Source organism: Roseibium sp. AWQ4_254 (assembly GCF_056161025.1).
Genome location: NZ_JBSWYH010000033.1, coordinates 36,770 through 53,141, shown reverse-complemented (window position 1 = coordinate 53,141; position 16,372 = coordinate 36,770). Strand labels below are relative to the sequence as shown.

15 protein-coding genes are annotated in these 16,372 nt (G+C 62.6%); 2 read left to right on the top strand and 13 right to left on the bottom strand.

Annotation, left to right across the window (positions count from 1 at the left end):
• Both ACXAIC_RS21085 and ACXAIC_RS21080 read left to right on the top strand, forming a co-directional pair.
• A partial coding sequence (locus ACXAIC_RS21085; protein ID WP_475185040.1) for a hypothetical protein occupies positions 1 to 469 on the top strand: 469 nt, incomplete at its 5' end.
• 429 nt (positions 470 to 898) lie between these two features.
• Complete coding sequence (locus ACXAIC_RS21080) at positions 899 to 1,588, top strand: fumarylacetoacetate hydrolase family protein (RefSeq protein ID WP_475185038.1); 690 nt, start codon at positions 899 to 901, stop codon at positions 1,586 to 1,588.
• A gap of 15 nt (positions 1,589 to 1,603) precedes the next feature.
• On the opposite strand, the gene ACXAIC_RS21075 is transcribed toward ACXAIC_RS21080, so the two are convergent.
• The 13 genes from ACXAIC_RS21075 to ACXAIC_RS21015 all read right to left on the bottom strand — a co-directional run bounded on the left by ACXAIC_RS21075 (position 1,604) and on the right by ACXAIC_RS21015 (position 16,347).
• On the bottom strand, positions 1,604 to 2,563 hold the full coding sequence (locus ACXAIC_RS21075; protein ID WP_475185036.1) for a 2-hydroxyacid dehydrogenase: 960 nt from the start codon (positions 2,561 to 2,563) through the stop codon (positions 1,604 to 1,606).
• A complete protein-coding gene (gene ggt, locus ACXAIC_RS21070) occupies positions 2,560 to 4,278 on the bottom strand; it encodes a gamma-glutamyltransferase (RefSeq protein ID WP_475185033.1) in 1,719 nt (572 codons plus the stop codon). Before ggt ends, ACXAIC_RS21075 begins: the two co-directional genes overlap by 4 nt.
• Positions 4,279 to 4,452: 174 nt before the next feature.
• Entirely contained in the window at positions 4,453 to 5,247 is a 795-nt protein-coding gene (locus ACXAIC_RS21065) for a TIGR01459 family HAD-type hydrolase (RefSeq protein ID WP_475185029.1), read from the bottom strand.
• A complete protein-coding gene (locus ACXAIC_RS21060; RefSeq protein WP_475185024.1) occupies positions 5,244 to 6,497 on the bottom strand; it encodes an FGGY-family carbohydrate kinase in 1,254 nt (417 codons plus the stop codon). Before ACXAIC_RS21060 ends, ACXAIC_RS21065 begins: the two co-directional genes overlap by 4 nt.
• The gene (locus tag ACXAIC_RS21055; protein ID WP_475185020.1) at positions 6,494 to 7,519 is read right to left on the bottom strand and encodes a class II aldolase/adducin family protein; all 1,026 of its coding nucleotides are present in this window, start codon (positions 7,517 to 7,519) and stop codon (positions 6,494 to 6,496) included. The genes ACXAIC_RS21060 and ACXAIC_RS21055 overlap by 4 nt, the downstream gene beginning before the upstream one ends.
• Positions 7,516 to 9,018 (bottom strand): glycerol-3-phosphate dehydrogenase, encoded by a 1,503-nt coding sequence (locus ACXAIC_RS21050; RefSeq protein WP_475185014.1) that lies wholly within the window; start codon positions 9,016 to 9,018, stop codon positions 7,516 to 7,518. Before ACXAIC_RS21050 ends, ACXAIC_RS21055 begins: the two co-directional genes overlap by 4 nt.
• 4 nt (positions 9,019 to 9,022) lie before the next feature.
• A complete protein-coding gene (locus ACXAIC_RS21045; RefSeq protein WP_475185010.1) occupies positions 9,023 to 9,733 on the bottom strand; it encodes a class II aldolase/adducin family protein in 711 nt (236 codons plus the stop codon).
• 10 nt (positions 9,734 to 9,743) lie between these two features.
• A complete protein-coding gene (locus ACXAIC_RS21040; RefSeq protein WP_475185005.1) occupies positions 9,744 to 10,784 on the bottom strand; it encodes a 2-hydroxyacid dehydrogenase in 1,041 nt (346 codons plus the stop codon).
• Positions 10,781 to 12,334: an FGGY family carbohydrate kinase gene (locus ACXAIC_RS21035; protein WP_475185000.1), complete on the bottom strand. Its 1,554-nt coding sequence runs from the start codon at positions 12,332 to 12,334 to the stop codon at positions 10,781 to 10,783. Before ACXAIC_RS21035 ends, ACXAIC_RS21040 begins: the two co-directional genes overlap by 4 nt.
• Entirely contained in the window at positions 12,331 to 13,464 is a 1,134-nt protein-coding gene (locus tag ACXAIC_RS21030; protein WP_475184997.1) for an ABC transporter ATP-binding protein, read from the bottom strand. Before ACXAIC_RS21030 ends, ACXAIC_RS21035 begins: the two co-directional genes overlap by 4 nt.
• On the bottom strand, positions 13,461 to 14,558 hold the full coding sequence (locus ACXAIC_RS21025) for an ABC transporter ATP-binding protein (RefSeq protein ID WP_475184991.1): 1,098 nt from the start codon (positions 14,556 to 14,558) through the stop codon (positions 13,461 to 13,463). Before ACXAIC_RS21025 ends, ACXAIC_RS21030 begins: the two co-directional genes overlap by 4 nt.
• Positions 14,559 to 14,562: 4 nt before the next feature.
• Positions 14,563 to 15,420 (bottom strand): carbohydrate ABC transporter permease, encoded by an 858-nt coding sequence (locus tag ACXAIC_RS21020; protein ID WP_475184988.1) that lies wholly within the window; start codon positions 15,418 to 15,420, stop codon positions 14,563 to 14,565.
• 3 nt (positions 15,421 to 15,423) lie between these two features.
• Positions 15,424 to 16,347 carry a carbohydrate ABC transporter permease gene (locus ACXAIC_RS21015; RefSeq protein WP_475184985.1) on the bottom strand — a complete coding sequence of 308 codons (924 nt, stop codon included), beginning with the start codon at positions 16,345 to 16,347 and terminating at the stop codon, positions 15,424 to 15,426.
• Between the last annotated feature and the right edge of the window lie 25 nt (positions 16,348 to 16,372).

The window sequence follows — 16,372 nt, the reverse complement described above, 5'->3', positions numbered from 1 at the left end:
CGGTGTTTGGGGACTGTTCGGCAAGGAGCAGGTTGCAGGGCGATATGGTTTATCGTTCAAAACCTGGGACGCAGCTGAACAGTCCTCAAACTCGGCCTCGGTGGCCTGCTCCGGCCCGCCGGACTGCGTTGCGCCGCTTGAACGGCCAACCAAGCCGTCCTGCGCAACGCGCCTTGCCGGCCAATCCGGACCAGCGCCATCAGATGGGTTTCTATCTAGTGAGGTTGGCATGAAGCTCTGCTTTGCTATCGAGGCGGACGTCCCGCGCGGCCAAATCTGCAGCGGAAATCGTATAGGAGACTCCCGGCCACAGGCATCTTACGCGCCGCAATCTAAAGTCACACCAGGCACCACACCTCAACTTCACCGAGCCAGATATCATGGGCGACAACAAAAAAAATTCACCACTACAGTTCAAAAATTGTCGAAGTCCGTGGCGTTAAAATCTTCAAATTATTGGATTTATTGATTTTAATTTCCCGCTTACTTACGCTAAGGAAATTTGATACGAGATCAGCATATTTTTCAAATTTCTAAATGGTGAAATGAATTGCGCAATATAGAAAAGCATTTTACTTTTTCAGTCAGTCGACACATTTGTTGAGGGGGATGAATGGCCCGGCTATGTGCTTGGAGGCATTTAATACAGGACCCAGGCACAGACCCGGTCCGCCGCATTTTCCGGCGTTCTCCATTCCCCGCCCGCTACGGCGCATCAACACTGTGCCGGATGGATGACATTCGGTTTCAGACTGGGTGCATAACCGGGTCCGCAAGGACCTGTTGTGGCAACGGCGCAAATCGGCCTTGTCTCCTGTCATCTGGCACGTCAAGCTGTTGCCAGACCCGTGACCAAGGTTGACCGTCCCCGACCCGCTCAGAAACGGAAGGAGGCGAAATGGCATATATTTTCGAACCCCATGACAGGCCCAGCGTGGCCGTTCAGGACTCTGAGCACCGCATACCCGTGCGCCGGATCTTCTGCGTTGGGCGCAACTTTGCCGCCCATACCCGTGAAATGGGCAATGATCCGGACCGGGATCCCCCGTTTTTCTTCACCAAACCGGCCGATGCGGTCGTGGATTCGGGGCAGACGATCCCCTATCCGCTCGACACCAACCATCTGCACTATGAAGCTGAACTCGTGGTGGTTCTCGGCAAAGGCGGGAACAACATTGCCAAGCCCGACAGCCTCGCCCATGTGTGGGGCTATGCCGTCGGGAACGATCTGACCCGAAGGGACCTGCAACTGGCCGCCCGTGCCCAGGGACATCCCTGGGATCTGGGCAAGGCATTTGACCGCTCTGCGGTTGTCGGGCCGGTCCATCCGGTGGAACGGGTCGGCCACCCGGAGGAGGGATCAATCCACCTGGCCGTCAACAATGCCACAAAACAGGAAGCCAACCTGGCGGAAATGATCTGGTCCGTTGCAGAAATCATCGCCATCCTGTCCCGCTCGATCGAGATGAAACCGGGCGACCTGATCATGACTGGCACCCCGGCAGGGGTTGGCCCGCTGGTGAAAGGGGACACCTGTACTGTTTCCATCGAAGGGCTGGGGGCAATTTCAACCACGATTGCAGCCTGACGCGGCTTGTGCCCTTCAGACCACCACGTCGATCTCCGGCGGGTCCCGGCCCTCAAGCAGAGCGGTCAGATTGGCGACCATGCGGGTGACACTTGGGGCAAACGCATCGGCCGAGACAGCCGCGATATGCGGGGTGTTGATGGCCGTGTCCAGGCCAATCAGCGGGTTGGTCGGGGCCGCCGGTTCCTGGGAAAAGACATCACTTGCAGCGCCGCGCAGATGCCCGCTCCGCAAGGCTTCTGCCAGATCCGCCTCCACCACAACGCCGCCCCGCGCCACATTGACCAGGAGCGCGCCCGGCTTCATCAGGCCAAGCGTGCGCGTGTTGATCAGGCCTCGTGTGGCATCCGTCAGAGCGCAATTGAGACTGACCACATCGGCGGTTTGCAAGAGCGTCTCCAGCGGCGCATAGCGCACGCCCAGCGCCTCTTCCGTCTCCTTTGGCTGCGGCGTTCTGCCCGTATAAAGGATCTCACATCCAAAGCCCGCGAGCAGACGGGCAAGCGCCTTGCCCACATGGCCAAGCCCGACAATTCCGACCGTCTTGTCCGAAAGCCGCATGGACGTCGCCGCAAGGTCCCCCTTGGGCCAGCCTCCGGCAGCGACTGCCACATGGCCGCGCACCAGATTGCGGTTAAGGGCCAGGATCAGGCCTAGGGCTGTTTCCGCAACAGCAACCGCATTTGATCCGGTAGTGCGCAGCACCCGGACGCCGTGGTCCCTGGCCGCCGCGCAATCAATCGCATCATAGCCCACCCCCCATTTATGGACCGCCTTTAGCCCCGGGGTTGCCATCATCTGGGCGGTCACCGGAACATCGGAGACAATCGCAAAGCTCATGCCCTCCAGCGCTTGCCGCTGCGCATCCGGATCTCTGGAGGCGGCCGTGGCCAAATGCCACCCCTCCGGCATCAAGGCCTGCATCCGCTCCAGCCGCTCTTGCGGCATCGGGTCGAGAACAACCAGCCGGGTCATGCGGCGCCTCCGTCTTGCATCTTTGCCTCTTGTCGGGAATGTTTGTCCTCGTCCGGCGCCTTGTCCGGCCAGAAGCGCACGCCGGGGCGCGCCAAACCTCCGCCAAGGGCCATCACTGTGCCGTCAGCACGCCAGCAGGCCGCGCCCGCCATGCCTTCTTCGTCAAAACCAACGGCATTCATGCCGCCACCAACATGGGGCACCATTTTGACCTCATGCCCCTTGGTCTCAAGCGCGCCAGCCACCGGTGCGAACGCCTGTTCCAGTTCCACTTCCGCACCTTGGGTCCACAGCCGCGGCGCTTCGACCGCCTGCTGAAGGCTCATGCCGTGATCAATCAGGTTGACGATGGCCTGGAACGCAGACGGGAAAATCCTCAAGCCCCCCGGCAGGCCGAGCGCAAAGCGGGGCGCCCCGTCCTTGCTCACGATCATGGGCGCCATCGACGTCGGCACCCGTTTGCCCGGTGCAATGGAGAGCGCCCGGCCTGGACGCGGGTCGTAATTCATCATGTAATTGTTGGGGACGATCCCGGTGCCCGGCACCATGATGCGTGCCCCGAACAGGCCATTGATCGTGTGGGTGGCCGAAACGATATTGCCGTCCCGGTCCGCCACCGTGACATGGGTCGTGTCCCGGCTTTCATAGGCGCCGGGCGCAGCACCCGGCGCTCCAGCGGCTTCCAGGCGTGCGCGGCACTCGTCAGCGTAGGCTTTGGAGGTCAGTCTTTCCACTGGCACATCGACAAAATCCGGATCGCCGGAGGCCGCCCTCCGATCCTCAAAGGCCAGGGCCATGACACGCACAAGCAGATCCAGGCTGTCCGGAGTTCCAAAACCCATGGCCTTCACGTCGAAGGCTTCCAGGATGTTCAGCATCTGGGTGATATGAACCCCGGAGGAGGCTGGAGGTGGCGGCCCTGCAATCTCAAAACCGCGATAGCTGCCGGTAATGACCCCACGTTCCACCGGCGCATAGTCGCGCAGGTCCTGCGAGGTCACCCAGCCTGCATCCGGTCCGCCGGTGGCCAGGCATTCCACCAGCGCCTCCCCCAAAGCGCCGCCGTGAAGGGCGCCAGCGCCTTCCTTCGCGATCAGACGCAGGCTGTCGGCGTAGTCATGCATGAACACACGCTCGCCAAAGCGCGGCGGGCGGCCTTCCGGCAGCATCACCTTTGCCATGGCCGGGTCAGCCGCCAGATCGGCCTGGGTCTCGCTAATGGCACCGCCCAGATAATGGGTTGCCAGAAAGCCCTTTTCAGCGGCCCGGATCGCCGGGTCCACCAGATCGGCGAAGGGAAGTTTGCCATGGGCCTGATGCAGTTTGCACCAGCCGGCCAGATTGCCTGGGACCGCCACTGCAGAGGGGCCGACCGTGTTGCGCCGGTCTGTCACATCCATGGAATGGGGACTGTCAGACAGCGGCTCATAGATCTGCGCATGCATGGTCTTTGCAGCACAGGCGAGCGCATCCATCACGACATGGGAGCCATCGCTGAGGCGCACATGGGAAACGCCGCCCCCGGCGATCCCAACCATCATCGGCTCAACCACGGTCAGGGTCAAAAGCGCAGACACAGCCGCATCAATGGCATTCCCCCCGGCGGCAAGCATCTGCGCCCCGGCGGCGCTGCCAAGCGGATGGTTTGTCACCACCATGCCGTTCGGGCCATAGGCCGGCTGTTTTTCACACGTGAAGGAAAGAGACTGGGACATGGGGGCATCCAGGGCGGCAGACGGATCGGGAAGCTGCCGGATCAACCGCCAGGACGGGGCTGACGCAGTCTGACCGGCAGGAGATGCTCTGCTCTTACACCGCTGGAATGCGGCCCGCCAGAGCAAATCGGAACACTCACCCGGTCAGACGCGCGAACCTTTCCAGCATCAGGATCAGGCCCAGACCAGCCGGTCAAGCGCAAAATCCGGCGGGGCTCCCTCAAGACCTGCCTGGACGCCGCCGCGCACAAGCAGGGTTTTCAGGCCCACCGCTGCCGCACCGGCAATGTCATGCGTCGGGCTGTCTCCAATCATCAGCACCCGTCCGGGAGCCGGGTTTCCAAGAGTTTCCAGCGCTGCGGCAAACAGGGTGCGTGCCGGTTTGCCGACCACCTCCACCGGCCCGCCCATTTGCGCGTAGTCGGCAGCCACCGCCCCGGGGGCAAAACCGCTGCGTCCCTTGTCGGCCAGCAGAAGATCCGGGTTCACCAAAAGCACCGGAACCTTGCTTTCAGCATAGGGCCGCAGACTGTCCGCATATGTCTCCCGGCTCTTTTGAAACGGTTCGACAGCCGCCAGGACAATCAGGTCCGCAGGGGCGCCCGGCTGCACCTGGACCAAATCAAGCCCGTCCAGCAACTCCGTTTCCCCCTCCCGGGCGATCAGCAGCACCGAAGGGGATCCGGAATATGTCCTGATTTTCTGCCGGGCCAACTCGCCGGAGCTGATGACTGCGCAAAAGAGATCTTCGGGAAACCCGAGCCGGGCCAGCCGGGCTGCGTTGGTCCGTGCCCGCTTGCCGGAATTGGTCAGAGCGGCAACGGGAATGTCTCTTGCCTTCAGCGCCGAAAGGGTTTCAACAGCACCCGGAAAGGCCCTTTCCCCGTCATGGAGCACCCCATACTGGTCAACAATGATGGCGTCGAATGCAGATATGATCCCGGACAGGCCAGCAATTTCCCGGGTCATGGCTGAAGGCCCGCAAGAGCCAGACGGGCAACCCCGGCAGCCGCCTGATCAGAGCGCGCGGGCGCCTCATCCATCCCGAGGGCGGCAAACCTCAAGGCACGCCAGACAGCGTTGCCTGCACCGCCACCGACCGTCCGCACAGACCGCAACGCCGGAGCGCCGAGCTCCACAAGACGGCGGTATCCATCCGCTTCGATCCGGGCCATGACTTCCAGCATGCCTTTCAGAAACAGGGCGTCATCTGCGGGCCGGGGGGACAGCCTTGGGGCAAGATCCGGGTCACTGACCGGAAACCGCTCTCCAAGCTTGAGTAGGGGATAATAGTCTAGGCCGGACGGAATTGCCGGGTCAATGCGGGCGGACAGACTGTCCAGCACCTCGCCGGAAAAGAAATGGGCCAGCACGCCGCCCCCTGTATTGGACGCCCCGCCCGCAAGCCACATGTCGCCGATCCGGTGGCTGTAGATGCCATATTCAGGGGCGAAGACCGGCTGTTCGCACAAGAGTTTCAGCGTCAGCGTCGTGCCAAGGGCAGTCACCGCGTCCCCGGGCCGGGAGGCGCCTGTTGCCAGAAAAGACGCACAGCCATCGGTAACGCCTGCGATCAGCATCGCTCCTGCCGGAATGCCATGGCCCCCATAAACCGTGCCTGAGCGGGTGCCTGCCGGAACGACTTCAGGCAGAAGCTGCAAACGCAAAGGCGTTTGCGCGAGCCACGCAGGCCAGGTCCGGGCAACGGGGTCATAGCCCGTCTTCAGGGCATTGCTTTCATCGGACGGAACCGGCGCTCCGGCAAGAAGCCCGGCAATCCAGTCCGCCTGGTGCACGATCCGCGCCGTACCGGGCCGGTCCTGCAACACGATGGCCCGCGCCAGCGCGGAAGCCGCCCCATGGGCAGCGCTCTCGCGCGGGGCCGCGCGTTTTATCATGTCAACGATTGCCGGATTATCCACCGCATCATTATACATCAACGCCTCACCAATGGGCGCGCCTGCCGCATCCAGCGCCAGCACCGTTCCGGACGTTCCGTCGACAGACACGGCCCCGACCGCCGTCAGCGCACCCTCGGCGCGCAGGTCCGCGAGCACCTTTTCCAAAGCTGCTTGCCAGATCTGCGGGGCGCGCCGGCTGGCACCAAAGGCCTCCATGCGGGCTCCAGCCTCCGCCGTGATCTCCCCGTCCGGGCCCAGCACAACGCCCCGGACGCCGGAGGTGCCAATATCAATTCCGAGCGCATGGGACCCAGTCATGGCGTCTTCTGCGCCAGTCTCGCTGTGCGCTGGTTTTCAAGCGCCTGACGGTATTTTTCCGCATCCCACCCCAGGAGCTGGGACACGTCCTCATGGGTCAACCGCGTCGGGGCTTCCGGCAGGCGGAACACCACCTCGCCCATCATTTCAGCCACCGCCCAGCAGGCCGGGGTCGCATCCTCCGGAAGGGCCGCGCCCAGCCCTTCTAAAAACGCCAGCTTGGCCGGCGGCCCCGGCGGCGGGGTGACCGGCAAGCCGCTGCTGAACGGTTCCGGCCCCAGAAAGATCACCTGATCGGGAAAGAGCGCCGCCCCGAGAGCTGCTTTCAAAACCGCCGGATGAAAGGCAAGCGCAGTTGTCGCCCCGGCGCCGAGCGCCGACCAACCCGTCCCTTCAAGGGCCTGAGCAAGCTCCCGGGCCGGAGCGGCCTCCGGCACAGGACCGGGGTCAAATTGCCGGGAAACCTCATTCAAACGGGCTTCCGCGTCCGCCACGGTCTCCCCGGTCACAATCAGGCCGTGGTTCTGCAATACGGCCCCTTTGGTGCCCGGTCTCCAAGCGTCCAGAATGGCAGCCGCCAGCTCCGCCCCGGGTTTGCAATAGGGCACCAGAACCAGCCTGTGACGGTCCAGAGCGGCAGCGGACACAGGGCCAGTGGAACAGGCCAGCGTGGCCACACAATGGGTGTGCAACACAACGGGCTCGTCAAGGGCCGCATGGAAACTGGTCTCAATGGAGGGGCGCAGATCACCGCCCAGCAGAAACGCACCGGGCGTGTCCGCCGCCGGGCTCTTTTGCAAGAGAGCCGTTTTCATCGCTGCCGCATCGACTGGCGCAAAAATAGTGTCCTTTTGGGCGTCGGCCAGCCAGGTTCCGGAAGCCTTGACCAGCATCTGCCCATCAGCCTTCAAGGAGACATTGCCGCCCGGCCCCTGGATCTGCAGCGGGTTGGTGCCAAGGCGCACGGCAGCTGCTTTCAGGGCACTGAATTCCGGACTGCGGGATAGCGCGTCAATCGTCATGCAGCACACTTTCTTTCAAGCCACTTTTCTACCGCCTGACGCTCCGAACCGTCCAAAAACAGATAATGCTTTGAGCGGCGGGTCAGCATGTCCTCGGCGGTCAGGGCCCATTCATGCTCCATCATCCATTCCGCCTCACGCGCATAAAACAGTCCGCCGAAATGCTGACCGAGATCGTCCAGTTCCCCGGCCCTGCCCAGCAGCTTTTCCGCTTCCTTGCCATAGCTGTGCGCATAGTGGCGGGCCAGCGCCGGCGGCAGCCAGGGGTAAGCCGTCTGAAAGCCCTCAAACCAAGACATAAACTCCCCCTGCGGCAGATCACCTCCCGGCAGCGCTTCTGCTCCGGTCCATGCCCCCCCCATCTGCGGGAAGAGCGGGCGCAAATGATCCAGAGCAGCCTCGGAAAGCTTGCGATAGGTGGTCAGTTTGCCCCCAAAGGCCGACAGGAGCGGAGCCCGCCCGTCTGTGCCGCCATCCAGCTCAAACGTATAGTCCCGCGTGACGGCCGAAGCGCCTTTTGAACTGTCATCGTCAAAGAGCGGGCGCACACCGGAATAGGCGGAGACAACGTCGTCAGAGGTCAGATCCGTCTTGAAATACGTATTGAGGATTTCCAGCAGATAGCCGGTTTCCGCCGCATCAACGGCCACCTCCTCGGGCTGGCCGGAAAAGGGAATGTCCGTCGTGCCGACAAGGGCAAGATCGTCAAAATAAGGATTGACGAAAATCAGCCGTTTGTCCGGGGCCTGCAGCACATAGCCGTGATTGCCCTGCCACCAGCGTTTCAGGATCAGGTGGGAGCCCTTCACGAGACGGATGCTCTTGGCGGAGTTCACCCCGGCCGCCTGACCGATCACCTGTTCGACCCAAGGCCCGGCCGCATTGAAGACTGCACGGGCCATCACCTCGCTGGTGCCCTCCTGCCCCCGCAAGGCCACCCGCCACAGGTCTCCCTCCCGGCGGGCCGAGATGACTTCCGTACGCGGCCGGACCTCCGCGCCCCGGCGGGCCGCGTCCACAGCATTCAGGATCACCAGCCGGGCATCATCCACCCAGACATCATAATAGGCAAAAGCGTGTTTATAGGCCTCACGCAGCATGTCGCCTTCCGGCTCCCGGTCGAGCCGGAGCGCACTGGTTCCAGGGATCTTCCGGCGCCCGCCCAGATGGTCATAGAGGAACAGTCCGAGACGGATCAGCCAGCGCGGCCGCTGCCCCGGGGAATGGGGCAGCACAAGCCGGAGCGGCCAGGCCAGATGCGGGGCGGCATTCAACACCACTTCCCGCTCGATCAAGGCTTCGCGCACCAGCCGGAATTCATAATATTCCAGATATCTCAGCCCGCCATGGATGTATTTTCCCGATCTCGACGAGGTGCCCTGGGCCAGATCATCCTTTTCCGCCAGCAGCACTTTCAGGCCCCGCCCCGCCGCATCCCGGGCAGTGCCAGCTCCGTTGATACCGCCGCCAATCACAACGAGATCATAAGGGGTTGCCATCAGATCAGGCCTTTTTGGAAGGTTTCTTGGATTTAGGGGCTGGTTTGGCGAGTTTCTTGTGGTCGTCCTGAACGCCATAGGAGCCGAACGCCTTGGCGGTTTCGGCAATATCGGCCTCGGACAGCAGCACCGGCCCGCCGATCAGCAGCGTGTTGTAATATTGCTTGGCGATGGTCTCCAGTTCGACCGCCAGCCACATGGCTTTTTCGATATTTTCCCCCACCACAATCGAACCGTGATTGGCCAAAAGGCAGGCGCAGCGGTCCTTCAAGGCATCAATCGCATGTTTGGAGAGGGCCGCCGTCCCGAACGTGGCATAGGGCGCGCAGCGGACATCCGTGCCGCCGAAGGCCGCCATCATATAGTGGACCGGCGGGATCGGTTTGCGGGCAATTGCCAAAGTGGTGCAATAGGTCGGGTGGGCATGCACCACAGCGCCCGCCTCCGGCCGGGCTTTCAGAATGTCGAAGTGAAAGCGCCATTCGGTCGAGGGTTTCAGCGGCCCCTCCCAGGTGCCATAGTCCGCCTCAAAGGGCATGGAGGCGATCATGTCCGGCGTCATCGCCTCATAGGGGGTCGCCGACGGGGTGATCAGCATCCGGTCCTCGAACCGGGCCGAAATATTGCCGGATGTGCCCTGATTCAGGCCGGAGGCATTCATGAACCGGCATTTGTCGATAATGGCCTGGCGCAGGTCTTTTTCAGCTTTTTTCAAGTTTCTCTCCTCAACACGGATTGAGTGGCGGCTCACCGGCCAGCCAGCGTCTGACTTCTTCAGCTGCCTTGGCAGCCGCGATCCGGACAGTTTTTAAGGACGCGCCCGCGATATGCGGGGTCAGGGTGACATTGGGCAGCCCGAGCAGCGGCCAGTCGGGCGGCACCGGCTCGATGGCAAAGGTCTCCAGCATGGCGCCACCCAAATACCCCTCCGCCAGAACCTCATGGAGCGCGTCATAATCCATCAGCGGCCCGCGGGCCGTATTGACCAGAACAGCCCCCGGTTTCATGGCCCGAAGCGTGTCCGCATTCATCATGTTGCGGGTCTCTGCCGTCACCCTTGGGTGCAGGCTGACCACGTCGGACAGGCTGAGCAGCGTGGCCAGATCCACCTTTTCCACGCCGCCCTTGGCATCGTCTGGGTCCAGCTGGACATAAGGGTCGCAGACCAGAACCCGGGAGCCGAAGGCCCGCAGCAGCTTGACCACCCTTGTGCCGACCGCGCCATACCCGATAATGCCGACGGTCATGTCGGATAATTCGTCCCCGGTCACATCGGCCCGGTAAAGGTCGCCGCGATAGTCGCCCTTGCGCAGGGCATCATGACCTTTTGTGATGTTGCGGGTTTCGGCAATGATCGCGCCGATGGTGAATTCGGCCACTGCAGACGCATTTCGGCCCGGCGTGTTCACCACTGTAACGCCATGCTCGCGGGCGGCCTCCATGTCGATATTGACCGGCCCACCCCGTGAGACTGCAACCAGCTTGAGCGCAGGCAGGGCTTCAAACATCTGCCGTGAGAGGGGCGCCAGATGGGTGACCAGAACCGGCGCATCTTCCACATGGGCAATCACCTCTTCAGCTGTGCCCATATATTCCTTCAACCCGTCCATACCGGCGACCGCGTAACCATGCTCCATGGGCTTGTCGGGCCAGGGCTGCTCCAGCTTGTGACAGGCCACCTGCGCCCCGCAGGCCTCCTGAAGAGCCGTTTCGAACATGTCGGGCAGCATGAACCGGTCCCCGATGATGGCGATCCTGGTGGTCATGCCAATGCCTCCCGCATCTTGGATTGCGCCTGCCAGACCGGTCCCATGGCCTGTCGCGTGGCCAGATAGCCTTCAAAAAGCGCGTCATAGGTTCCGGTCAAGCTGCTGTCAGGCTGGTGCGGGCCGTTCAACAGCGGATGCACCCAGCGGCGGGTGGCTTCGGCCGCATCCTCAAAGATCCCCTGGGCAAGACCTGCGATCATGACCGCCCCGGCCGCCCCGGCCTCTGGCTGGTTGACCGTACGCACGGGCCGGTTCAGGGCCGAGGCCAGCAGATGGACGAGGGCAGAAGAGCGGGCTGCGCCGCCACTCAAGCGGATCTCGCGCGGGGTCTCACCAAGGGCGGTGTAACAATCGCGGGTGGCCAGCACGAGGCCGTCATAAACCGCCCGCACCATATCGAACCAGCCGCAGCCTTGATGAAGGCCGGTAAAGCTGGCCCGGGCAGCCGGGTTGGCGAACGGGCCCCGCTCCCCGGCTGCGGAAATATAGGGGTGGTAAAGCGCTGCGCCCGGCCGGGCCGCCAGAACCTTGTCATCCAGACCGGCCAGGAGATCAGACCGGCTGCGGCTTACGCCTTCGCTGGCCAGAAGCCCGGCCGCCAGATCCAGCAGCCAGTCAATGTTGAGCGTTGCCGCCATGTGGGTCTGCATCTGGCCGAAGGCTTTACCCGGCAACGCCATGGTGTAGCCCGACCGGTCCGCATTCAGGCAGACAGAGGCCGCATCCGGGGCAAAGCGCATATGCATGCCGGTGGACCCCAAAACCGAAAAGCCTGGCATCGCCTCAGCGTCATGGAGCCCGGCGCCAAGGGCCGTGCAGATCACATCCACATAACCAAGGGAAACGGGCAGTCCTTCAGGCAGACCAGTCTCTGCGGCGGCCCTGCGGCACAGGCCATGAGCCGTTTCGGCGCCATCGACGATGGGCGGCAGCATCGGGCGCAGAGGGGCAAGGCCAAGGGCCTCCAGAACCTCGTCATTATAGGTCCGTGTCCTGTAGTCCCCAAAGGTGAAAACCGCTTCGGTCGGATCGCTGGCCCGCTCGCCGGTGAGGCACAGATAGAGCCATTCCTTGCAGTGAAGCGCAGTCTCGGCTTTTTCGAGAAGCTCCGGTGCATGACGGGTCATCCACAAAAGCTGCGTGCGCATCTGGCAGACATTTACCCCCGCCCCGGTGGAACTGTAGATCGTCTCGATCCCGGATGAGGCGCTCAGCTCCTCGGCCTCCCTTGCCGCCCTTGCGTCCAGCCAGAGCCAGCCGTCATGCACCGGGTCTCCGTCCCGATCCACCAGCCAAGTGCCGTCCCCTTGAGCGGTGATCCCGAGGGCCAGCACGCGCCCCGCCCCAACGGTCTGGGTGACTTCGCGCAGCACCGCTGCCGTGTCTGCCCATGTCCGAAGCATATCCTGAACCACCCCGCCGCCGGGTAGGCTCTCATACGTGTTGCGCCGGCTTGCTGCCGCAATCTGACGGCCGCTCAGATCGAAGGCCACCGCCTTGATGACGGACGTGCCCGCATCGACACCGATTAGAACGTCGCCGCTCATCCGGCAGCCCCTCCAAGACGGGCGCCGGGGCTTTTGCCATGGCTGAGCGCCTCGCCGCTGGCGCTGTCAAACAGGTGCAGGTCCTCAGCCGCGATGGCGATACCGATGGTTTCCCCTTCTTTGAGGGGGAGACGGGCATGCTCGACGGAGACAATCGCGCGTCCGGCAAATTCGGCAGCGATATGGGACTGATCGCCAAGCCATTGATTGACGAACACCCTTGCGGGTTGTCCGCTCGTGTCCAGGCGGACCGCATCCGGACGGATGCCGACCGTCACCTCCGCCCCTGCATCAAGATGGCCGACCACCTGGTCCGGAAACGCGCCTTGCTCGAAGTCCAAAGCCACCCCGCCCTCCAGATCGAACTGAACCCGGCCCTGGCGCAGACTGGCCTTTGCGGGAAAGACATTCATCGGCGGCTCGCCGATAAACGTGCCGGTGAAGAGATTGGCCGGCCGTGTCTTCAAGGCCGCCGGACTGTCGAATTGCTGCAGCTCGCCATTTTCCATGACGGCGATCCTGTCGGCCAGCGCATTGGCTTCCGTTTGGTCATGGGTGACAAGAATGGCGGTCAGGCCCCGCTCCTGAATGAAATGCTTGACCCGCCCGCGCAGCAACGCCCGCAGCTGGGGTTCCAGCTGGCCCATGGGTTCGTCCAGCAGATGCAGGGACGCGTTGCGGATAAGGGCGCGTGCGAGCGAAGCCCGCTGCTGCTGCCCCCCCGAGATGGAGGAGGGATAGCGCTCCAGAATGTCTTCAATTTCCACCAGACGGGCCACGTCCCGCACCCGGTTGTCCACCTCGCCTGCCGCCAACCGCTCGCCTTTCAGGGCAAAAGCGATGTTCTCGTAAAGGGTCAGCGGCGGATAGAGCGAATAGCCTTCAAAGGCCATCGCCACCCCGCGCCGCGCCGGTGGCAGCGTGTGGATCTGCTTGCCATTGAGCGCGATGGCGCCTCCTGTCACCCCCTCGAACCCTGCAATCATGCGCAAAGTTGAGGTCTTGCCGCAGCCGGACGAGCCCAGAAGGGCAACGATCTCGCCTTTTTCGATCTCCAGATCGAGATCCTTGACCGCATGAACTACGCCGCCATAGACCTTGTTCACCCCGGAAAGTGTCAGATAGCTCATGCGGCCTGCTCCTTTGCATCGGGCACGGGCACGATCCGCTCGCCGGTTGCCCGGTCAAACAGGATTGCCCCATCACCGTCCACCTCAAGACAGGCCGAGCCGGAGGACGGAGCCTCTATGCCCGCCGGGCGGGAGACGAAAATCTCCCGCCCCCGCTTGGTCTGGGTCAGGGTGACGATTTTCTCGTTGAACGGAGTTTCGGCCTCGATCTCCACCGGAATGCCGGTACCGGCAAAGCTGAGCATTTCCGGCCGGAGGCCGACGATGGCCTCGCTGCCGACAAAGGCGTCATAGCCTGCGGCCAGACGCACTTTCTGGTCCGACAGGCGGACAAAGACCCCGAGTTCGTCGCGCTCCGGTTTTACATCCAGAAGATTGATCACCGGATCCCCGAAGAGCTGGGAAATCGTGGTGTTGGCCGGGCGCAGATAGATGTCTTCCGGCGTGCCGATCTGGACAATGCGGCCCGCATCCAGAACCGCAATCGTATGGCCAAGGGCCATGGCTTCCTTGTAGTCCTGGGTCACATAGATGACCGTTGCGCCCTGCCCCGCCAGAAGCCGGGGCAATTCCAGGCGCATTTCAAAGCGCAGCTTGGCATCCACATTGCGCAGCGGATCATCCAGCAGCAGGACCTCCGGCTCGGCCACCAGGGCGCGGGCCAGAGCCGTGCGCTGTTTCTGCCCATTGGAGAGGGCTTTCGGCGCGTGGCCAAGCACATGGTCAATCTTCAAAAGCTCTGCAATCTTGCGCACCCCTGCACTTACCTGCTCCCTGGTGGAGCGGCGGGCCCTCAGGGGGCTGGCAATGTTCTCCGCCGCCGACATGTGCGGAAACAGCGCAAAATTCTGAAAAGCCATGCCGAGATTGCGCGCTTCCGGCGGCAGGTCCGTCACATCCCGGCCGTCCAGCAGGATCCGGCCTTCTTCCGGATCAACCGCCCCGGCGATGCAGCGCAGAAGCACGGTCTTGCCGGAACCGGACGGGCCGAACAGGGCCAGGGTCTCACCTTTCGGGACCTCAAGCGTAAGGTCATCGAGCACTTTTTCGGACTTGAAGGTCTTGGTCAGGGACTGGATCTGAATACCGCTCATGGCGTCATCCTTTCACGGCACCAAGGGACAGGCCCTCGACAAGATAGCGCTGCGCATAAAGCGCCAGAGCAAGAGTGGGGGTGATGGACAGCACGACCGCAGCGGCAATCTGGCCATATTGAATGCCGCTGGCGGTGACAAAGGCGAGGGCGCCAACGGTCACCGGCTGTTTGTCCGCGCTTGCCAGAACGAGGGCGAAGACAAAATTGTTCCAGGCGAAGATGAAGGCCAGGAGCGCAGCCGCCGCAATGCCCGGCCCGGCCAGCGGCAGCGCAATCTTGCGGAAGGTGGACAGCCAGCTGTGCCCGGCAATGCGGTAGGCATGCTCGATATCCTGCGGGATATCCTCAAAATAGCCGCGCACAATCCATAGGATAAGCGGCAGGCAGATCAGCTGGTAGACCCAGATCAGGCCGATATAGGTGTTGGCCAGGCCGATCTGCTGGAAATACATGGTCAGCGGCAGCAGCACCAGCAAGGGCGGGGCAAAACGGAAGCTGAGCAGGGTGAAAGCAATGTCCTCCGATCCGCGGAACTTGTGCCGGGCAAAGGCATAGGCCGCCGGAACGCCCAGCACCAGCGACAGGGCGACGGAGCCCACCGACAGGATCACCGAATTCATCAGATTGTGCATGAAGGCGATGTCCATGGAGGCGACATTGCTGTCCAGCCGGCCGGCAATGATCGCCGCATAGTTGGACAGGGTCGGCTGGAACACCATGGAAGGCGGCGAGCGCAGGATCGTCTCGTTGGTCTGCAGGCTCATGAGCACGATCCAGAGGATCGGGAACATGAAGAAGATCACGATCGCGGTCAGGGCAATGCCCCGGAGCACCCGCTCAAGCGGTGAATACTGGTGCATGGCTCAAGCCTCCCCTCTGGCGCGTTCGCGCAGGCGCAGCCAGTTCTTGATGAAGAGATTGGACAGGACAAAGGTGATCGCCCACAGGATCAGAAGCAGGGCAGCAGAGCGGCCCACATTGGTGGACTGGAAGAAGTTCAGATAGGCCTCCACCTGGAACACCATCAACCGGTCGCCGGGCCCGCCCTGGGTCATGGCGTAAATGATGTCGAATTGCTGGATGGAATCGAGCAGGCGGAACAGTGAGGCGGTCAGGATATAGGGCAGCAGCATCGGCAGCGTGATGCGCCAGAACTGCTGTAGCCGGGGCACCCCGTCGAGGGCAGCCGCCTCAAAGGGCTGTTTGGGCAGGGAGCGGAGCCCGGCCAGAAGCAGGATCATGATGAAGGGCGTATAGACCCAGATATCCACCAGAATCACGGTCAGAAGCGCGGTAGAGGGATCTGAGCCCCAGCGCATGTCGCCGAACCCCAGAACCTGCGCAAAATAGCTCAAGATCCCGAAATTCGGGTTGGTCATCAGCTTGAACATGAGCGCGGCCAGCGCCGGGGCCGTCATCAGGGGCATCAGCAGCATGATGGAGATGAAATTGTTGAAGGTGGAGCGCTTCTGCAACAAAAGCGCGATGGCCAGGCCCAGCAGCAGCTCCAGCCCGACCGTCAGCCCCGCATAGACCAGGCTGACCTTCAGCGTGTTCCAGAAAGAGGGATCTGTAAGGAAGTTGAGATAATTCTCGCCCCAGTTCATGCCCCTGTTCCAGGGCTGGGACAGACGGTAGCGCTGGAGCGAAAACCAGACCGCCGTGAAGAACGGGATCAGGATCCCGATACAGACCAGCAGGGCCGGAAGGCTCAGGAGATAGGGAAACAGCTGTCTCGAAACCCGGATGCGCGTCGGCGCAGCACGGGCCACGGTGTCATTGGCCATGTCTTAAAAACCTGGTCGGGTCACA

Coding starts and splice junctions, on each gene's coding strand:
- ACXAIC_RS21080 (WP_475185038.1), top strand. CDS start 899: ATGGCATATATTTTCGAACCCCATGACAGGCCCAGCGTGGCCGTTCAG.
- ACXAIC_RS21075 (WP_475185036.1), bottom strand. CDS start 2,563: ATGACCCGGCTGGTTGTTCTCGACCCGATGCCGCAAGAGCGGCTGGAG.
- ggt (WP_475185033.1), bottom strand. CDS start 4,278: ATGTCCCAGTCTCTTTCCTTCACGTGTGAAAAACAGCCGGCCTATGGC.
- ACXAIC_RS21065 (WP_475185029.1), bottom strand. CDS start 5,247: ATGACCCGGGAAATTGCTGGCCTGTCCGGGATCATATCTGCATTCGAC.
- ACXAIC_RS21060 (WP_475185024.1), bottom strand. CDS start 6,497: ATGACTGGGTCCCATGCGCTCGGAATTGATATTGGCACCTCCGGCGTC.
- ACXAIC_RS21055 (WP_475185020.1), bottom strand. CDS start 7,519: ATGACGATTGACGCGCTATCCCGCAGTCCGGAATTCAGTGCCCTGAAA.
- ACXAIC_RS21050 (WP_475185014.1), bottom strand. CDS start 9,018: ATGGCAACCCCTTATGATCTCGTTGTGATTGGCGGCGGTATCAACGGA.
- ACXAIC_RS21040 (WP_475185005.1), bottom strand. CDS start 10,784: ATGACCACCAGGATCGCCATCATCGGGGACCGGTTCATGCTGCCCGAC.
- ACXAIC_RS21035 (WP_475185000.1), bottom strand. CDS start 12,334: ATGAGCGGCGACGTTCTAATCGGTGTCGATGCGGGCACGTCCGTCATC.
- ACXAIC_RS21030 (WP_475184997.1), bottom strand. CDS start 13,464: ATGAGCTATCTGACACTTTCCGGGGTGAACAAGGTCTATGGCGGCGTA.
- ACXAIC_RS21025 (WP_475184991.1), bottom strand. CDS start 14,558: ATGAGCGGTATTCAGATCCAGTCCCTGACCAAGACCTTCAAGTCCGAA.
- ACXAIC_RS21020 (WP_475184988.1), bottom strand. CDS start 15,420: ATGCACCAGTATTCACCGCTTGAGCGGGTGCTCCGGGGCATTGCCCTG.
- ACXAIC_RS21015 (WP_475184985.1), bottom strand. CDS start 16,347: ATGGCCAATGACACCGTGGCCCGTGCTGCGCCGACGCGCATCCGGGTT.